The sequence below is a fragment of the Tardiphaga sp. OK245 genome (genome assembly GCF_900108575.1).
Taxonomy (GTDB): Bacteria; Pseudomonadota; Alphaproteobacteria; order Rhizobiales; family Xanthobacteraceae; genus Tardiphaga; species Tardiphaga robiniae.
In genome coordinates, this window is the sequence record NZ_FNWZ01000002.1 from 749,855 (window position 1) to 764,239 (window position 14,385).

The following is a 14,385-nucleotide window of genomic DNA, read 5'->3' on the forward strand; positions in this document are numbered from 1 at the left end:
GTGCGGGAGTAGCATCTTCATCGATGCGTTCTTCTGGGATGCTCCTCGGGATGAGGACCAATTTCGGGCGGATCTGACTGATGTCCACCAAGCAATGTTATTACGAGACGTTGGAAGTCGAGCGCGGCGCGAATGATGCGACCCTGAAGACGTCGTTTCGCAAGCTTGCGATGAAATGGCATCCGGACAAGAATCCAGGCGATGCCGCCGCTGAAGTGAAGTTCAAGGAAATTGCCGAGGCCTACGACGTCCTCAAGGACGGCGACAAGCGCGCGGCCTATGACCGTTATGGCCATGCGGCCTTCGAACAGGGCAATGGTGGCGGCGGTGGTCCGGGCTTCGGATCCGGCTTCGCTTCCTCCTTCTCCGACATTTTCGAAGACCTGTTCGGCATGGCCGGACAGCGCGGCGGTGGCCGCAGCGGCGGCCGCGAGCGCGGGGCAGATCTTCGCTACAACATGGAAATCACGCTGGAGGAGGCTTACTCCGGCAAGACCGCACAGATCGAGATTCCGGTCGCGGTGACCTGCGAAGCCTGCTCCGGCACCGGCGCCAAGGCAGGAACCAAGCCGAAGGCCTGTTCGACCTGCGGCGGTGCCGGCCGCGTCCGTCAGGCCCAGGGCTTCTTCACGCTGGAAAGGACCTGCCCGAGCTGTCAGGGCCGCGGTCAGATGATCGAGGATCCGTGCCCGAGCTGCTCCGGCGCCGGCCGCGTCGAGCGCGAGCGCACGCTCTCGGTCAACATTCCGGCGGGCGTCGAGGACGGCACCCGCATTCGTCTTGCCAATGAAGGCGAAGCCGGCGCGCGCGGTGGCCCGTCGGGCGATCTCTATATTTTCCTGTCGCTGGCCTCGCACGACTTCTTCCAGCGCGATGGCGCGGACCTACATTGCCGCGTGCCGATCTCGATGGTGACCGCCGCGCTGGGCGGCGAATTCGAAGTGCCGACCATCGAAGGCGGGCGCAACAAGGTCAAGGTTCCCTCGGGCACCCAGTCCGGGCGCCGCTTCCGCGTTTCGTCGAAGGGCATGCCGGTGCTGCGTTCGCGCCAGACCGGTGACATGTATGTCCAGGTCGTCGTGGAAACGCCGCAGAACCTGACGAAAAAGCAGCAGGAGCTGCTGGCCGAATTCGAGAAACTATCTTCGGGTGCAACGCAACCTGAAGCCGCGGGTTTCTTCACTAAGGTCAAGGACTTCTTCGGAACGCGGACAGGCTCCTGACGTTGGAAGCTTGACCGTTTCTATTGTTGCCTATACCTCTTTATGACGAAATTCTGACGTTCCGCACGTTCCGCGGTCTGCCTGGAAGCGACATGCCTCTGCACTCGTCCGCGCGTACGTTGAAGAAGCCGCTCCGTCTCGACGACGAGGTTCGCTTCCTCCGTTCATGGATCGATAAGCCGCTGCATATGGGTGCCGTGATGCCGTCGGGCAAAGCTCTTGCCCGCACGATGGCGCAATATGTCGACAATGACGCGACTGGTCCGGTCATCGAACTTGGACCAGGCACCGGCGCGATCACCTCTGCGCTCGTCGCGCATGGGGTGGACCAGAAGCGTCTGGTGCTCGTCGAATTCAATCCCACCTTTTGCGCACTGCTGCGTGAGCGCTACCCACAGGCGACGATCGTTCAGGGCGACGCCTACACATTGCGCGATACCCTGTGGGATGTGCTGAAAGAGCCCGCCTCCGCCGTCGTCTCCGGCCTGCCGCTGGTCACCAAGCCGATGCTGACGCGCCTCAAGCTGATCCGCGATGCCTTCGCGGCGATGTCGCCGAACGCGCCCTTCGTGCAGTTCACCTATTCGGTGGCGCCGCCGATCCCCAAATCGCTGCCCGGCGTGTCCACAGAGGCCTCCGAGCGGATCTGGATGAACCTTCCGCCGGCGCGCGTCTGGGTGTATCGCAAACGCTAGTGCCGGCCGCGATCGCGCGGTGGCTTCGCCCCGACGATCGGAATCATGGCTGCGATCAAGATCCTCGTTATTCCAGGCTCGCTGCGCACAGGGTCGCTGAATGCGAAACTCGCGGCTGTCGCCATTGACGCGCTGGTTCGCGCCGATGTCGATGCCACCAGGATTTCGCTCGGCGACTTTCCGCTGCCGATCTATGACGGCGACCTCGAGAGCAATTCCGGCGTACCGAAACATGCGCTCGATCTGAAGCGTATGATATCGGCGCACCATGGTGTGCTGATCGTGACGCCTGAATACAACGCGTCGCTGCCGCCGCTGGTGAAGAATACGATCGACTGGATCTCGCGCGTGGAAGACACGCATGAGAGCAAGGGCCAGGTGTTTCGCGAGCGGCCGTTTGCGATTGCGGCGGCTTCGAATGGGCGGCTTGGCGGTGCGCGCTGTTTGCAGGCCTTGCGGCTGGTGCTGTCGGCGTGTCGCGCGATGGTGATCCCGAATCAGCTCACGCTGGCGTTCGCCGGTGAGGCCTATGACGATATGGACCGGCTGAAACACGCCGCCGACAAGGATGCGATGACGGCGATGGTGCGCCAGCTTATCGATGTCGCGCAGCAGATGAAGTGAGACGAGATGACGTTGCAGACCATTGATCCCCGCGACCGCCTGATCGTCGCGCTCGATTTGCCGGATGTTGACGCTGCCGAAGCGATGATCGCGCGGCTCGGCGACAGCGTGACTTTCTACAAGATCGGCTATCAGCTCGGCTATGCTGGTGGTCTGCCGCTGGTGCGCAAGCTCGCCGATACCGGAAAGAAGGTGTTCGCCGATCTGAAGATGCACGACATCGGCAACACCGTCGCGCGCGGTGTGGAAAGCGTGGCGAAGCTCGGCGCGACCTTCCTCACCGTGCATGGCTATCCGCAGACCATGCAGGCGGCGGCCAATGCCAGCAAGGGCTCCGGCCTGAAGATCCTCGCGGTGACAGTACTGACCTCGTACGACAACGAGGATCTGAAGGCCGCGGGCTATCAACTCGGTGTCAGCGATCTCGTCGCCGCGCGCGCGCAGCAGGCGCAGGCGCTCGGTATCGATGGCCTCGTCTGCTCGCCGGAAGAGGCGGGGAACCTGCGCAAGCATATCAAGCCTGAGATGTGTCTGGTCACGCCCGGTGTACGCCCTGCGGGCAGTGACGTGGGCGATCAGAAGCGGATCATGACCCCGGCACGCGCGATTGTCGAAGGTTCGGACTATCTGGTGGTCGGCCGTCCGGTGATGGAAGCCGCCGATCCCAAGGCTGCGGCCGAGGCGATCGTCGCCGAAATTACGCAGGCACTAGCGAACAAGTAAGAACGGGACAGGGAGAGAGACAGATGGCCAAGGCTTACTGGATTGCACGCGTCGACGTGCACAATATGGACGGCTACAAGCAATACGTGGCCGAGAACGGCCCGGTCTTCAATAAATTCGGAGCCAAATTCCTGGTGCGCGGTGGTCAGTTCGAGGCCAAGGAAGGCACGTCGCGCTCGCGCAATGTTGTGCTCGAATTCAAGGACTACGCGACCGCGCTAGCCTGTTACAATTCGCCGGAATACCAGCGGTTGGTCGCGATGCGCAGCCCGCACGGCGAGAGCGATCTCGTGATCATCGAGGGGTATGACGGTCCGCAGCCTTGAGCGGCAGGGCCTTAAGCATGTGTTTGATCTGATTGGTATCTAAGGACTTTAGGTACCGTGGGCGTGTTGCCGCCGTGGCAACGCGCCGCTATACCGCCTTGAGATACTGAGGATCGTTCAATGTCCGATATGAGACTGATCGTTGCTGGCGCCGGCGGCCGAATGGGCCGCGCGCTGATCCGCACCATCTCCGAAACCCCCGGCGCTGTCGTTTCCGGTGCGCTCGAGGCGCCCGGCTCGGAGCTGCTCGGACAGGATGCCGGCGTGCTCGCCGGCCTGCCCGAGAACGGCGTCAAACTCTCGGCCGACCTCTGGACGCTGTCGAAGGATGCCGATGGTATCCTTGATTTCACGGTGCCTGCGGCGACCATCGCCAATGTTGCGATCGCAGCCCAGCGCGGCCTTGTTCACGTGATCGGCACCACCGGCCTGTCGTCGTCGGACAACGCGGTGATCAAGAGCGTGACCGGTCAGGCCATCGTCGTGCAGTCGGGCAATATGAGCCTCGGCGTCAATCTGCTCGCCGCGCTGGTGAAGCGCGTTGCGCAGTCGCTCGATGACGGCTTCGACATCGAAGTGCTGGAGATGCATCACAAGGCCAAGATCGACGCGCCCTCGGGCACGGCTTTCATGCTGGGTCAGGCTGCTGCCGAGGGTCGCAAGATTCCGCTCGAGCAACATTCGGCGCGTGGCCGCGACGGGCTCACCGGCGCGCGCAAAACCGGCGATATCGGCTTTGCCTCGCTCCGCGGCGGTACTGTCGCTGGCGATCATACGGTGATCTTCGCCGGTCCCCATGAACGCATCGAGCTGTCGCACAAGGCCGAGGATCGCATGATCTTCGCCCATGGTGCGCTGAAGGCGGCGATGTGGGCGCATGGAAAAAAGCCAGGTTTGTACTCGATGGCTGACGTGCTCGGCCTTGGTGAAATGTAAGAAGAACGAAACGGAATTCTCGATGAACGAACGTCTTCTCGTCCTCGTCCGTCATGGACAGAGCGAATGGAATCTGAAGAACCTTTTCACCGGCTGGAAAGATCCTGATCTCACCGAGAAGGGCGTCGCAGAGGCCAAGGAAGCCGGCCGCAAGCTGAAGGCGCAGGGCTTGACCTTCGATGTCGCGTTCACCTCGGCGCTGACCCGCGCGCAGCACACGCTCAATCTCGCACTGGAAGAGATGGGCCAGACTGGCCTGCCGATCACGAAACATCTGGCGCTGAACGAGCGCGATTACGGTGATCTCTCCGGCCTCAATAAGGACGACGCCCGCGCCAAATGGGGCGAGGAGCAGGTCCATGTCTGGCGCCGTTCCTATGACGTGCCGCCCCCCGGCGGCGAAAGCCTGAAGGATACGCTGGCGCGCACGCTGCCGTATTTCGTGCAGGAAATCCTGCCCTGCGTGCTGCGCGGCGAACGCACGTTGGTCGCCGCGCACGGCAATTCGCTGCGTGCCCTGATCATGGTGCTGGAGAAGCTGACGCCGGAAGGCATTCTGGCGCGGGAGCTCGCGACCGGCGTGCCGGTGATCTATCGGCTCAATGCCGATGCGACGGTGGCGTCGAAACTCGATCTGGCGGGTTGATCGACGCGCTCGGTTGCGTGGCGCGGCTAGCGCGCCATCGCAGCCGACACGAAATCCGAGATCGCATCGAGAAAGACGTCCGGCTTCTGCAATTGCGGGACATGCGCGCAGCCCGGAAGCAGGATCAGCCGTGCATCAGGTAGTCCGGCAGCAAGCTCTCTGGACATCGGTGGTGGCGTCGCTTCATCGTGCTCGCCGACCAGTACCAGCACCGGCACTTTGACGGTCCCGATCTCAGGCCGGAGGTCCAGCGTCGCCAGGGACTCGCAGGCACTCTGAAACACGCCGGGATCCGTTCGCAAAAAGGCCTCGCGGCGATCGCGCATCAGCTCCGGGTTCTGTTCCTGAAATTCAGCGGCGAACAAGCGTCGCATCGCGACATCGGTAACCGCCGGCAATCCCTTGGTCGATGCTGCCGTCGCCATGTTGCGGAACGCCTCGCGGCCGGATTCGGAAAACGCTGCGCCGCAATCGGCGAGAACCAGACGGCCTGCAATGCCGGGATGGCGGATCGCCATCTGCAAGGCAACGAAACCGCCATAGCCGTTACCGAGCACGATCGTGTCCGCGCCGTCGCCGCAGTCCCTGACGGCTTCCGCCACGCGGTCCGCTACGGCCGCCAGTCCGCCGCTTACGGCGTCTGATCCCCCAAAACCCGGCAATTCGGGAACGATGACACGGTGGGTCTTGGCCAGCGACGGCACGATGCTGTCGAAGCTTGCCCGGTCAGACAGCAGCGAGTGAAGCAGCATGATGGCCGGTCCTTCGCCGAATTGCGCTGCATTGACGGTGCTGTTTGCCAAGCGCCGATCTGCCATTTTTGCCTCTCCCGTCAAAAGCTTGCAGCCCGCAGCCTGGTCGGCTGTTGCATCCGCCTGTCCTGTTGTGTCCCGGACCGGAGCCTAAAAGCAAGTCCTCGATCGCGCAAATCTGACTTGACGTGATATTTCACGAGATGCATCTTTGTCGGAAAATCAGAGGAAATATCCGTGCTTCTTCGAGATAATGTCTACAACAGCCTCAGGTCTGATATCCTGATGTGTCGCTTTTTGCCAGGCGATGATATGCGGGAGCAGGAGCTGGCGGTGCGCTATGCGGTCAGCCGCCAGCCCGTACGTGAGGCTTTGCTGCGGCTCGAGCGCGAGCATCTCGTGACGGTGCAGCCGCGCCAGGGTTATCGGGTCAATCCGATCTCGATCTCGGACGCCCGGGACCTGTTGCGGTTTCGCTATGCGGTCGAGCCGGCCTGTGTGTCGGAAGCGATCGAGCACGCCTCGGACAACATCCTGCGCGGATTGGACCAATACAGGTCGTTCGACGGCTCGGCGGAAGATTTCATCGATTATAACCGCGCCTTCCATATCGCGCTGGCACAGGCGTCCGGCAACCGGCGCATGGCGTCGGCCGCGCGCGATCTGATCGAACAGGCCGACCGGCTGGTGCGTATCAGCATCGCCAACGTCAAGGGCCGCGATCACATGCAGCTCGTGGGCGAGCACGTCAGCCTGATCGACGCCATGCAGCGCCGCGACCAGCGCGGCGCGGCGCGCATCATCAAGGCTCACATCGAGAAAACAGAAAAGCGCGTGCTGCCTGCCTTGGCGCGTAACGCGATCATCGTCGAAGGGAGAGATCTATGAACATTCCAACAAAAACAGGCTCCATCGATGTCGAGATCCACGGCAATTTCGTAGACGGCCGCGAAGTCGAGGCCGGCAACGGCGAGATGATCGATGTGCGCAACCCGGCCACGGGCGACGTCATCGCACGAATTCCCAATTCGACCGCAGCCGATATCGATCATGCCATGAAGAGCGCGCGTGCGGCGTTCGAAGGGCGCGCCTGGGGTGGCATGGATACACGTGCCCGTGCGCGCCTGATCAATAAGCTCGCCGATGCGTTCGAGGCCAACCTAGACACGCTGTATCGGCTGGAAACGTTGAACAACGGCCGTCCAGTCAACGAGACACGTGCGCAGCTCTCGCGCCTCCCGGACTTCTTCCGCTACTTCGCGGGCGTCGCCCTGGCGCGGCGCGATTCCGTCATTCCGGTTGAAGGCGCGTATCTCAACTATACGCTGCGCACGCCGATCGGGATCGTGGCGAACTGTACGCCGTTCAATCATCCGCTGATGATCCTGTGCAAGTCGCTGGCTGCCGTTCTGGCCACCGGTTGCGTGACGGTCGTGAAGCCCTCGGAATACACGCCCCTGACCACGCTGAAGCTCGCGCAGATCTTCACCGAAGCCGGCCTGCCGCCGGGTGTGTTCAATATCGTGCTGGGCTACGGCCCAAGTGCCGGCAAGATGTTGTCCGAACACCCTGACATCAACAAGCTGGTGCTGACCGGCGGCACCGAAGCCGGGCGCATCGCCGGATCATCCGCGGCGAAAGTGTTCGCGCATCAGACCATGGAGCTCGGCGGCAAGACGCCTGTCATGGTGTTCGACGATTTCGATGTCGATCAGGCTGTGAATTACGCTGCCTTCGGTGCCTTCATCGGTGCCGGCCAGACTTGCGTCTGCGCTTCCAGGCATATCGTGCAGGCCTCGATCTATGACGAGTTCGTAGCGAAGCTACAGGCCAAGACGAAGTCTATCCGTATCGGCGATCCGTTCGATCCCAACACGCAGCTCGGCCCGGTGATCTCGGCGCGCCAGCGTGACCGCGTGCTGTCCTATGCGCGTTTCGGTCACGAAGACGGTGCCCGGCTGGTTGCTGGTGGCGTTGCGGCAAAGGTTGCCGGTCACGAAAACGGGTTCTTCGTGGAGCCCACGGTGTTCGCCGATGTTCGGTCGGACATGCGCATCTTCCAGGAAGAGGTGTTCGGCCCGTTCACCTCTGTCACGCCGTTCAAGGACGAGGCCGATGCGTTGCGTCTGGCCAACGATTCCCCGTTCGGACTTGCAGCGGCGATCCGCACCCGTGACGTCGCGCGCGCACATCGCGTGGCCGGCCGCGTCAAGGCGGGTATCGTCTGGATCAACGATCATCATCGCCTCGATCCTGCATCGCCCTGGGGCGGCGTGGACGACAGTGGCATCGGCCGTGAATGCGGCACCGAAAGCTTCGATGATCACTTCAACACCAAGAGCGTGATGGTGGCGACGGGCGATGGCCCGTTCGACTGGTATCGCGACACGGCGGGGCAGAAGCGACTGAACTAGAGCAAAGCGATCGCCAACAGATCCCCCACAGAGGGACGGCGCTAATCGATATGGAAACAAACAGGGAGAGACGACGATGCCGACATCAGTAACTGCGGGCGGCCGGTTGGACCGGCTGCCGATCGGACCGTTCCACTACCGCATCATGACGTTGATCGGGATTGGAATGTTCTTCGACGGCTTTGACATCTATATCGCAGGAACAGTGCTGGGCGTGACGCTCAAGAGCGGCTTCTCGACGCTCGCCGAGAATGCGCTGTTCATTTCGGCGACGTTCTTCGGAATGATGCTCGGCTCGTTCGGCACCGGCTTTCTCGGCGATCGCTACGGCCGTCGCTTCTCCTATCAGTTCAATCTGTTGCTGTTCGGCGTAGCATCGCTCGCGGCGGCATTCGCGCCAAACATGACCATCCTGATCCTGTGGCGCTTCGTGATGGGTCTTGGGCTCGGTGCTGAAAACGTGGTCGGCTACTCGACGATGACCGAGTTCGTTCCCGCGCGTTCGCGCGGCAAGTATCTGGGGCTGATGGCCGTCTGCGTCGTTAGTGGCCTGCCGGTGGCGCTACTGGCGGCCTCGTTCGTGGTGCCGATGTTCGGATGGCGCGCCATGTTCGTGCTCGGCGGCATCGGTGCGCTGGTGGTCTGGTACATGCGCAAGAACCTGCCGGAGTCGCCGCGCTGGCTCGAGGCCGTCGGCCGCCGCGAGGAGGCAGAGGCGCTGATGCAGAAGATCGAGAGTGAGGCCGCCCAAGGCAAGCCGCTGCCGCCGGTGACCACGGTCCCGACCGTGCAGGCGTCCGGCCAGCTGTCGTCGCTATTCGCGCCGCCACTGCTGTCGCGCATGATCGTCGGTTCGATCTGCCTGATCACCATCAACACATTGCTGTATGGCTTCGTGACCTGGCTGCCGGTGTTCTTCATCAAACAGGGATTAAGTGTCGCCACGTCGTTCAGTTACTCGCTGCTGATGGCGCTGGGTGCTCCGGTCGGCTCGGCCATCGGCGCGCTGACGGCCGACCGTTGGGGCCGCAAGCCGACCATTATCGGTTCGTCGCTGATCGCGGTGGTGTTGGGCATCATCTATCCGATGATTTCCGATCCGCTTCTGCTGCCAGCGGTCGGTTTTGCGCTCACGATCCCGATCTATGTGCTGGTTGCGCTGCTGTTCGGCATTTATATCCCCGAACTGTTCCCCACCGAAGTGCGCTTGCGGGCGTCGGGGATCGTCAACACGCTGGGGCGCGGCGCAACCATCGTGACGCCGTTCTTGGTGGTGACCCTGTTCGAGGCGCGCGGCGTTGCGGGCGTAATGGCGCTGATGATCGGATTGCTGGTGCTGCAGATCATCACGGTGTGGGCGTTCGGCATTGAGCCACGGAACCGCAGCCTTGAAGAAATGAAGACCGACGAATCCTCAGCGCCCGCGCTGAAGGAAGCGTCTTAGTCGTTCAGTCCAATGGGCCGCAGGAAACTGCGGCCCATTGCTGCTAATTCGCTCCCACCTGTCCGGCTTCCCAGCCGATCATGGCCTGCTTCCGTGTAATGCCCCAATGATAACCCGTCAGCGCGCCGGATTTACCGAGCGCGCGGTGGCACGGCACCACGAAGGAAATCGGGTTCTTGCCCACGGCCGCGCCGACGGCGCGTGAGGCCTTCGGGTTGTCGATCTTGCAGGCGATATCCGAATAGCTGACCGCACGACCCATCGGGATCTTCAGCAGCGTTTCCCAGACGCGGACTTCGAAATCCGTCCCGATCAACACCACCCGCAGCGGCTGGTCCGGGCGCCACAGCTTGCTGTCGAAGATGCGCTGCGCCAGTCCGGCCGTGCCGGGAGTGTCCTCAATCAATGTGGCCGCCGGCCAGCGCCGGCTCATGTCGGCGAAAGCGCGCTGTTCGTCGCCCGGATCGGAGAAAGCGAGACCCGCAAGGCCGCGGTCGCTGGCGATCACGATCGCGGTGCCGAACGGTGAGGGATGGAAGCCGTAGCGCAACTCCATGCCGGCGCCGCCGGTTTTCCATTCTCCGGGTGACATCGCTTCATGGGTTACGAAGAGATCGTGCAGCCGGCCCGGGCCGGAAAGGCCTGAGTCGAGCGCGGCGTCGAGGACGCTGGCGGAATCGCGCAGCAGGTGCTTGGCGTGGTCGAGCGTCAGCGCCTGCATGAACGCTTTCGGTGTCAGTCCCGCCCAGCGGCGGAACAGGTGATGCAACTCGTCCGGCGTCACGCTCGCGGCATCCGCCACGGCCTCGATGTTCGGCTGGTCCCGCCACTGCGAGTGCATGAAGCCGATGGCACGGCGTACGGAATCGTAATCGCGCAGGGCCGCGTCGCGCTGGCCCGGCTTGATCGGGCGATGCTCAGTCATCGCTAGGTCTCTGGCAAGATTCATCATGATATCGATGTAGGCCTGCCCCGACGCGCAAACCACCCGTTTCCCGATGGATCATCAGCTCGCCGGATTATAGGTCGGGCCGCGTTTGGCGGCCTGGAGCGCTTCCATCAAGGCTTTGATGAAGCTCGCCTTTTCCTCCGCGCCGAGGAACCGTGCGATCGACACCCGACGGCCGCGCGACACCAGAAAAAGCTGCTCGATGCCGAATTCGGCGTGGCACACCTGATCGATCTGCACCCAGAGTGGATTGAATGCCCATTCCACGACGTCGCCTGATGGGCTGACCCGGCGCACACGGATTTCCGACGGCGTGACCGTGATCTCTTCGGTGGCCCTGGCGCGTCTGTCGTAGACCTTGAAGGCGATATAGATCGCCAGCAGGTCGAGGCCGAAAAAGCCGAGCACCGGCCAGGCGCCCATCAGCAGGAAGGCCATCCCCGCGCCGAACGAGACCATGCTGATGAAACCCATGAGCACGAGGAAGCCCTTGCGACCCAGCGCGTGATGCGGACGCAGCAGCGCGCTGAACAGCATCGGTTCCTGCGAGACGTCAAATTCGTTGCCTGATGTCATGGTCCCTCAGTATATCCCTTTGATGCCGAAAATCACCCGCAAGCTCGCCGCCAGCGCAAAGTCCAGTCCTGCAAAGAAGGTTGTAGCGAAAGCGGTAAAGGCGCCTGCGAAGAAGGTCGCCAAGCCGAAGCCCATCAAGCTGAAACCCATCAAGTTGAAGCCTTGGACCAAAGCCCAGGTCCATGAAGCCTTCTCGCGCTTCCGCAAGGCTAATCCCGAGCCCAAGGGCGAGCTCGAACATCTCAATCCCTACACATTGCTGGTTGCAGTGGTGTTGTCCGCGCAGGCGACTGACGCCGGCGTCAACAAGGCGACGCGCGCGCTGTTTCCCATCGCCGATACGCCGCAGAAAATGATTGATCTCGGCGAAGAGGCGGTGCGGGACTATATCAAGACAATTGGACTCTACCGCACCAAGGCGAAGAACGTCATCGCGCTGTCGGAAAAACTGATCCGCGAATTCGGCGGCGTCGTGCCGCGCACCCGCACCGAAATCGAGTCGTTACCGGGGGCGGGGCGCAAGACCGCCAATGTCGTGCTCAATATGGCGTTTGGCGAGCACACGATGGCTGTAGACACCCATGTCTTCCGCGTCGGCAATCGCACCAACATGGCGCCGGGCAAGAACGTGCTCGACGTGGAGCTGGAGCTGGAGCGCGTGATCCCCGACGAGTTCATGCTGCATGCCCATCATTGGCTCATCCTGCACGGCCGCTATACGTGTCTCGCGCGCAAGCCGCGCTGCGAGGTGTGTCTGATCAACGATCTGTGCCAGTGGCCGGAGAAGACGGTAGTCTAGGCGACCGGCATCTTCGTTACGCGACCTGGCCCGATCAGCTCCGGTCGTGGTCCGCTCAATCGCTTGTGCATATGGACCATGAAGGTCATGCCGAACAGCGGCGTGGCCAGGTTGACGATCGGGATCGAGACAAAAGCTGCGATAAACAGCCCGGCGGTGAACACCGTCGCCGCATGCTGCTTGCGCATCACCTTGGCGTCCGCCGGCGAGCGGAACCGCATGGCGGCCAGCTCGAAATATTCGCGGCCGAGCAGCCAGGCTGTCGCGATGAAGAAGACAACGAAACCAATGCCGGCGAAGAACACGAAGGGCAGCGCGATCAGATAGACCGCAATGGTCAGCAGCGCGGTCTTGCCGCCCTCGGTAATGGCGAGCCCGAACGGCAAGGCGACGCCGACCCGCTCCGCGGGATAGTGCTCGCGCTCGACGATATCGGCAACATCATCGACGAACACGCTGGCGACCAGTGACGTGATCGCCGGCATCAGAAAGATTGCGCCGACGACGACGCCGAGACCGGCGGCAATCGACAAGATCCAGGACAGCACATTGATCATCATGTGGTAGTCCGACCCGATCGTGCTTTCGGCCCAGACGCCGCCCGAAGTGGCAGCCCAGTTCAACAACCGCTGCATGCCGATTGCCAGGACAGTGATTAAAACCAGGGCAAGTCCGATCGACTTCCACAGGATGCTGCGCATCGGTGGTGAAAGAATTTGCGATAGCGCCTTGGCGGCAGCGACAAGCATCCGATTTTCTCCTTGCAATCACGAAGACGTAACCCTTGCGAAGTTGTCAGACAAGTGCAGCGCAGCATCGACTTCTTCACTGGACGGATAAATAGAAAGAGGTAGTCTCAAGAAAAACAATCATCAGGGAGGACGACGTCTTGATCACCAAGGGTACCCGTGCGCTTGTTTTCGCCACTGCCGCTTCCGGCTTGTTTCTGACCGCAGCGCCCGCCTTCGCGCAGCAAAGCATCACCGTCTGGTTCAGCAAGGGGTTTTATAAGTCTGAAGATGAATCGCTGCTGGCGGCGATCAAGAAGTTCGAAGACAAAACCAAGATCAAGGTCGAACTCTCGCAATATGCCATACAGGACATGATCCCGAAGACGGTGGCTGCGCTGGATTCCGGTACGCCGCCGGATGTCGCCTATGCCGACACCTACGATGTGCAGGCATCCGGCAAATGGGCCTTCGAAGGCAAGCTGGAAGATATCACCGACATCCTAAAGCCGATGATGGATAAATTCGCGCCGAACACGGTCGAGACGGCCTATCTGATGAACGGCCAGACCAAGAAGAAGGCGTATTATGGCTTTCCGCTGAAGCAGCAGTCGATGCATGTGGAGATCTGGAGCGATCTGCTCGAGCAGGCCGGCTTCAAGGTCAGCGATATTCCCAAGGACTGGAAGGGTTATTGGTCGTTCTGGTGCGACAAGGTCCAGCCGGCCTATCGCAAGGCGTCAGGCAGCCGTGCCTATGGTGTCGGCCAGCCGATGGGCGTGGAGTCCACGGACTCGCTGCAGTCATTCTACACCTTCATGGATGCCTATAACGTCAAGCTGGTGGACGACGATGGCAAGCTTCTGGTGGACGACCCCAAGGTCAAGGAAGGCCTGATCGGCGCGCTCAGGGACTATACCGACACCTATATCAAGGGCTGCACGCCGCCATCCTCGACGACGTGGAAGGACCCCGACAACAATGTCGCCTTCCACAACAAGAGCATCATCATGACCCACAACTTCACGATTTCGATCGCGGCGAAGTGGTTCGAGGATTCGCAAAACCAGACGTTGACGCCGGAGCAGCGCGCGGCCGGCAAGAAGGCCTATGAAGAGACGATCGTCACGGCATCGTTCCCGCTGAAGCCGGACGGCACGCCGATCAAGTATCGCTCAGACGTGAAGACGGGGATGATCTTCTCGCAGTCGAAGAACAAGGCGGGCGCCAAGGAATTCGTCAAGTTCCTGATGGAAGAAGAAAACCTTGGCCCCTATGTCGAAGGTGCGCTGGGTCGCTGGTTCCCGGTGACCAAGGCCGGACAGGCAAGCCCGTTCTGGCAGGCCGACAAGCATCGCAAGGCAGTCTATACCCAGTTCACGGGTGGCACCTCGTCGTTCGATTTCGTGAAGAATTACAAGTTCACGATCCTCAATAACGAGAACGTCTGGGCCAAGGCGATGAACCGCGTGGTCAGCGAGAAGGTGCCGGTCGAGAAGGCCGTCGATGAGTTGATCGCCCGCATCAAGGAAATCGCGGGTTAGTCCGAG

General features: G+C 61.7%; 16 protein-coding genes. 12 read left to right on the top strand and 4 right to left on the bottom strand.

What is annotated here, in order from left to right:
- Positions 1–80 precede the first annotated feature (80 nt).
- The 7 genes from dnaJ (at position 81) to BLW80_RS10250 (ending at position 5,173) form a co-directional block, all read left to right on the top strand.
- Positions 81–1,223: a molecular chaperone DnaJ gene (dnaJ, locus tag BLW80_RS10220; protein WP_092140889.1), complete on the top strand. Its 1,143-nt coding sequence runs from the start codon at positions 81–83 to the stop codon at positions 1,221–1,223.
- 92 nt (positions 1,224–1,315) lie between these two features.
- Positions 1,316–1,918, top strand: coding sequence for a class I SAM-dependent methyltransferase (locus BLW80_RS10225; protein WP_093757830.1), 603 nt, complete (start codon positions 1,316–1,318; stop codon positions 1,916–1,918).
- Between the two features lie 45 nt (positions 1,919–1,963).
- Positions 1,964–2,542, top strand: a complete 579-nt coding sequence (locus tag BLW80_RS10230) for an NADPH-dependent FMN reductase (protein WP_093757831.1) — start codon at positions 1,964–1,966, stop codon at positions 2,540–2,542.
- Positions 2,543–2,548: 6 nt separating this feature from the next.
- The gene (gene pyrF / locus BLW80_RS10235) at positions 2,549–3,265 is read left to right on the top strand and encodes an orotidine-5'-phosphate decarboxylase (protein WP_093757832.1); all 717 of its coding nucleotides are present in this window, start codon (positions 2,549–2,551) and stop codon (positions 3,263–3,265) included.
- A gap of 23 nt (positions 3,266–3,288) precedes the next feature.
- Positions 3,289–3,591, top strand: coding sequence for a DUF1330 domain-containing protein (locus BLW80_RS10240; protein ID WP_068730266.1), 303 nt, complete (start codon positions 3,289–3,291; stop codon positions 3,589–3,591).
- A 120-nt stretch (positions 3,592–3,711) separates the two neighbouring features.
- Entirely contained in the window at positions 3,712–4,527 is an 816-nt protein-coding gene (gene dapB / locus BLW80_RS10245; RefSeq protein ID WP_089263057.1) for a 4-hydroxy-tetrahydrodipicolinate reductase, read from the top strand.
- Positions 4,528–4,549: 22 nt separating this feature from the next.
- Positions 4,550–5,173, top strand: a complete 624-nt coding sequence (locus BLW80_RS10250; protein ID WP_089263055.1) for a 2,3-bisphosphoglycerate-dependent phosphoglycerate mutase — start codon at positions 4,550–4,552, stop codon at positions 5,171–5,173.
- Positions 5,174–5,199: 26 nt separating this feature from the next.
- Here BLW80_RS10250 and BLW80_RS10255 read toward each other — a convergent pair whose 3' ends face one another.
- Complete coding sequence (locus tag BLW80_RS10255) at positions 5,200–5,991, bottom strand: alpha/beta fold hydrolase (protein WP_093757833.1); 792 nt, start codon at positions 5,989–5,991, stop codon at positions 5,200–5,202.
- A gap of 171 nt (positions 5,992–6,162) precedes the next feature.
- Between BLW80_RS10255 and BLW80_RS10260 the strand changes: the two genes are divergently transcribed.
- The 3 genes from BLW80_RS10260 to BLW80_RS10270 all read left to right on the top strand — a co-directional run bounded on the left by BLW80_RS10260 (position 6,163) and on the right by BLW80_RS10270 (position 9,783).
- On the top strand, positions 6,163–6,813 hold the full coding sequence (locus tag BLW80_RS10260) for a GntR family transcriptional regulator (RefSeq protein ID WP_093757834.1): 651 nt from the start codon (positions 6,163–6,165) through the stop codon (positions 6,811–6,813).
- The gene (locus BLW80_RS10265) at positions 6,810–8,339 is read left to right on the top strand and encodes an aldehyde dehydrogenase (protein ID WP_093757835.1); all 1,530 of its coding nucleotides are present in this window, start codon (positions 6,810–6,812) and stop codon (positions 8,337–8,339) included. Before BLW80_RS10260 ends, BLW80_RS10265 begins: the two co-directional genes overlap by 4 nt.
- A 76-nt stretch (positions 8,340–8,415) precedes the next feature.
- The gene (locus BLW80_RS10270; protein WP_093757836.1) at positions 8,416–9,783 is read left to right on the top strand and encodes an MFS transporter; all 1,368 of its coding nucleotides are present in this window, start codon (positions 8,416–8,418) and stop codon (positions 9,781–9,783) included.
- Between the two features lie 43 nt (positions 9,784–9,826).
- Here BLW80_RS10270 and BLW80_RS10275 read toward each other — a convergent pair whose 3' ends face one another.
- Together BLW80_RS10275 and BLW80_RS10280 are read right to left on the bottom strand one after the other, a co-directional pair.
- On the bottom strand, positions 9,827–10,708 hold the full coding sequence (locus BLW80_RS10275; RefSeq protein WP_414716825.1) for a methylated-DNA--[protein]-cysteine S-methyltransferase: 882 nt from the start codon (positions 10,706–10,708) through the stop codon (positions 9,827–9,829).
- 81 nt (positions 10,709–10,789) lie between these two features.
- Positions 10,790–11,308, bottom strand: coding sequence for a DUF2244 domain-containing protein (locus BLW80_RS10280; RefSeq protein ID WP_093757837.1), 519 nt, complete (start codon positions 11,306–11,308; stop codon positions 10,790–10,792).
- 22 nt (positions 11,309–11,330) lie between these two features.
- On the opposite strand from BLW80_RS10280, the gene nth reads away from it, so the two are divergent.
- Complete coding sequence (gene nth, locus BLW80_RS10285; protein WP_089263043.1) at positions 11,331–12,107, top strand: endonuclease III; 777 nt, start codon at positions 11,331–11,333, stop codon at positions 12,105–12,107.
- On the opposite strand, the gene BLW80_RS10290 is transcribed toward nth, so the two are convergent.
- Entirely contained in the window at positions 12,104–12,856 is a 753-nt protein-coding gene (locus BLW80_RS10290; RefSeq protein ID WP_093757838.1) for a sulfate transporter family protein, read from the bottom strand. The two genes, nth and BLW80_RS10290, sit on opposite strands and share 4 nt — an antisense overlap.
- Before the next feature lie 140 nt (positions 12,857–12,996).
- Between BLW80_RS10290 and BLW80_RS10295 the strand changes: the two genes are divergently transcribed.
- Complete coding sequence (locus BLW80_RS10295; protein WP_093757839.1) at positions 12,997–14,379, top strand: ABC transporter substrate-binding protein; 1,383 nt, start codon at positions 12,997–12,999, stop codon at positions 14,377–14,379.
- The last annotated feature ends 6 nt before the right edge of the window (positions 14,380–14,385 follow it).

What these genes read in the sequence shown, in the direction of transcription:
- dnaJ (WP_092140889.1), top strand. Translation starts at nt 81, where the DNA reads ATGTCCACCAAGCAATGTTATTACGAGACGTTGGAAGTCGAGCGCGGC.
- BLW80_RS10225 (WP_093757830.1), top strand. Translation starts at nt 1,316, where the DNA reads ATGCCTCTGCACTCGTCCGCGCGTACGTTGAAGAAGCCGCTCCGTCTC.
- BLW80_RS10230 (WP_093757831.1), top strand. Translation starts at nt 1,964, where the DNA reads ATGGCTGCGATCAAGATCCTCGTTATTCCAGGCTCGCTGCGCACAGGG.
- pyrF (WP_093757832.1), top strand. Translation starts at nt 2,549, where the DNA reads ATGACGTTGCAGACCATTGATCCCCGCGACCGCCTGATCGTCGCGCTC.
- BLW80_RS10240 (WP_068730266.1), top strand. Translation starts at nt 3,289, where the DNA reads ATGGCCAAGGCTTACTGGATTGCACGCGTCGACGTGCACAATATGGAC.
- dapB (WP_089263057.1), top strand. Translation starts at nt 3,712, where the DNA reads ATGTCCGATATGAGACTGATCGTTGCTGGCGCCGGCGGCCGAATGGGC.
- BLW80_RS10250 (WP_089263055.1), top strand. Translation starts at nt 4,550, where the DNA reads ATGAACGAACGTCTTCTCGTCCTCGTCCGTCATGGACAGAGCGAATGG.
- BLW80_RS10255 (WP_093757833.1), bottom strand. Translation starts at nt 5,991, where the DNA reads ATGGCAGATCGGCGCTTGGCAAACAGCACCGTCAATGCAGCGCAATTC.
- BLW80_RS10265 (WP_093757835.1), top strand. Translation starts at nt 6,810, where the DNA reads ATGAACATTCCAACAAAAACAGGCTCCATCGATGTCGAGATCCACGGC.
- BLW80_RS10270 (WP_093757836.1), top strand. Translation starts at nt 8,416, where the DNA reads ATGCCGACATCAGTAACTGCGGGCGGCCGGTTGGACCGGCTGCCGATC.
- BLW80_RS10275 (WP_414716825.1), bottom strand. Translation starts at nt 10,708, where the DNA reads ATGACTGAGCATCGCCCGATCAAGCCGGGCCAGCGCGACGCGGCCCTG.
- BLW80_RS10280 (WP_093757837.1), bottom strand. Translation starts at nt 11,308, where the DNA reads ATGACATCAGGCAACGAATTTGACGTCTCGCAGGAACCGATGCTGTTC.
- nth (WP_089263043.1), top strand. Translation starts at nt 11,331, where the DNA reads ATGCCGAAAATCACCCGCAAGCTCGCCGCCAGCGCAAAGTCCAGTCCT.
- BLW80_RS10290 (WP_093757838.1), bottom strand. Translation starts at nt 12,856, where the DNA reads ATGCTTGTCGCTGCCGCCAAGGCGCTATCGCAAATTCTTTCACCACCG.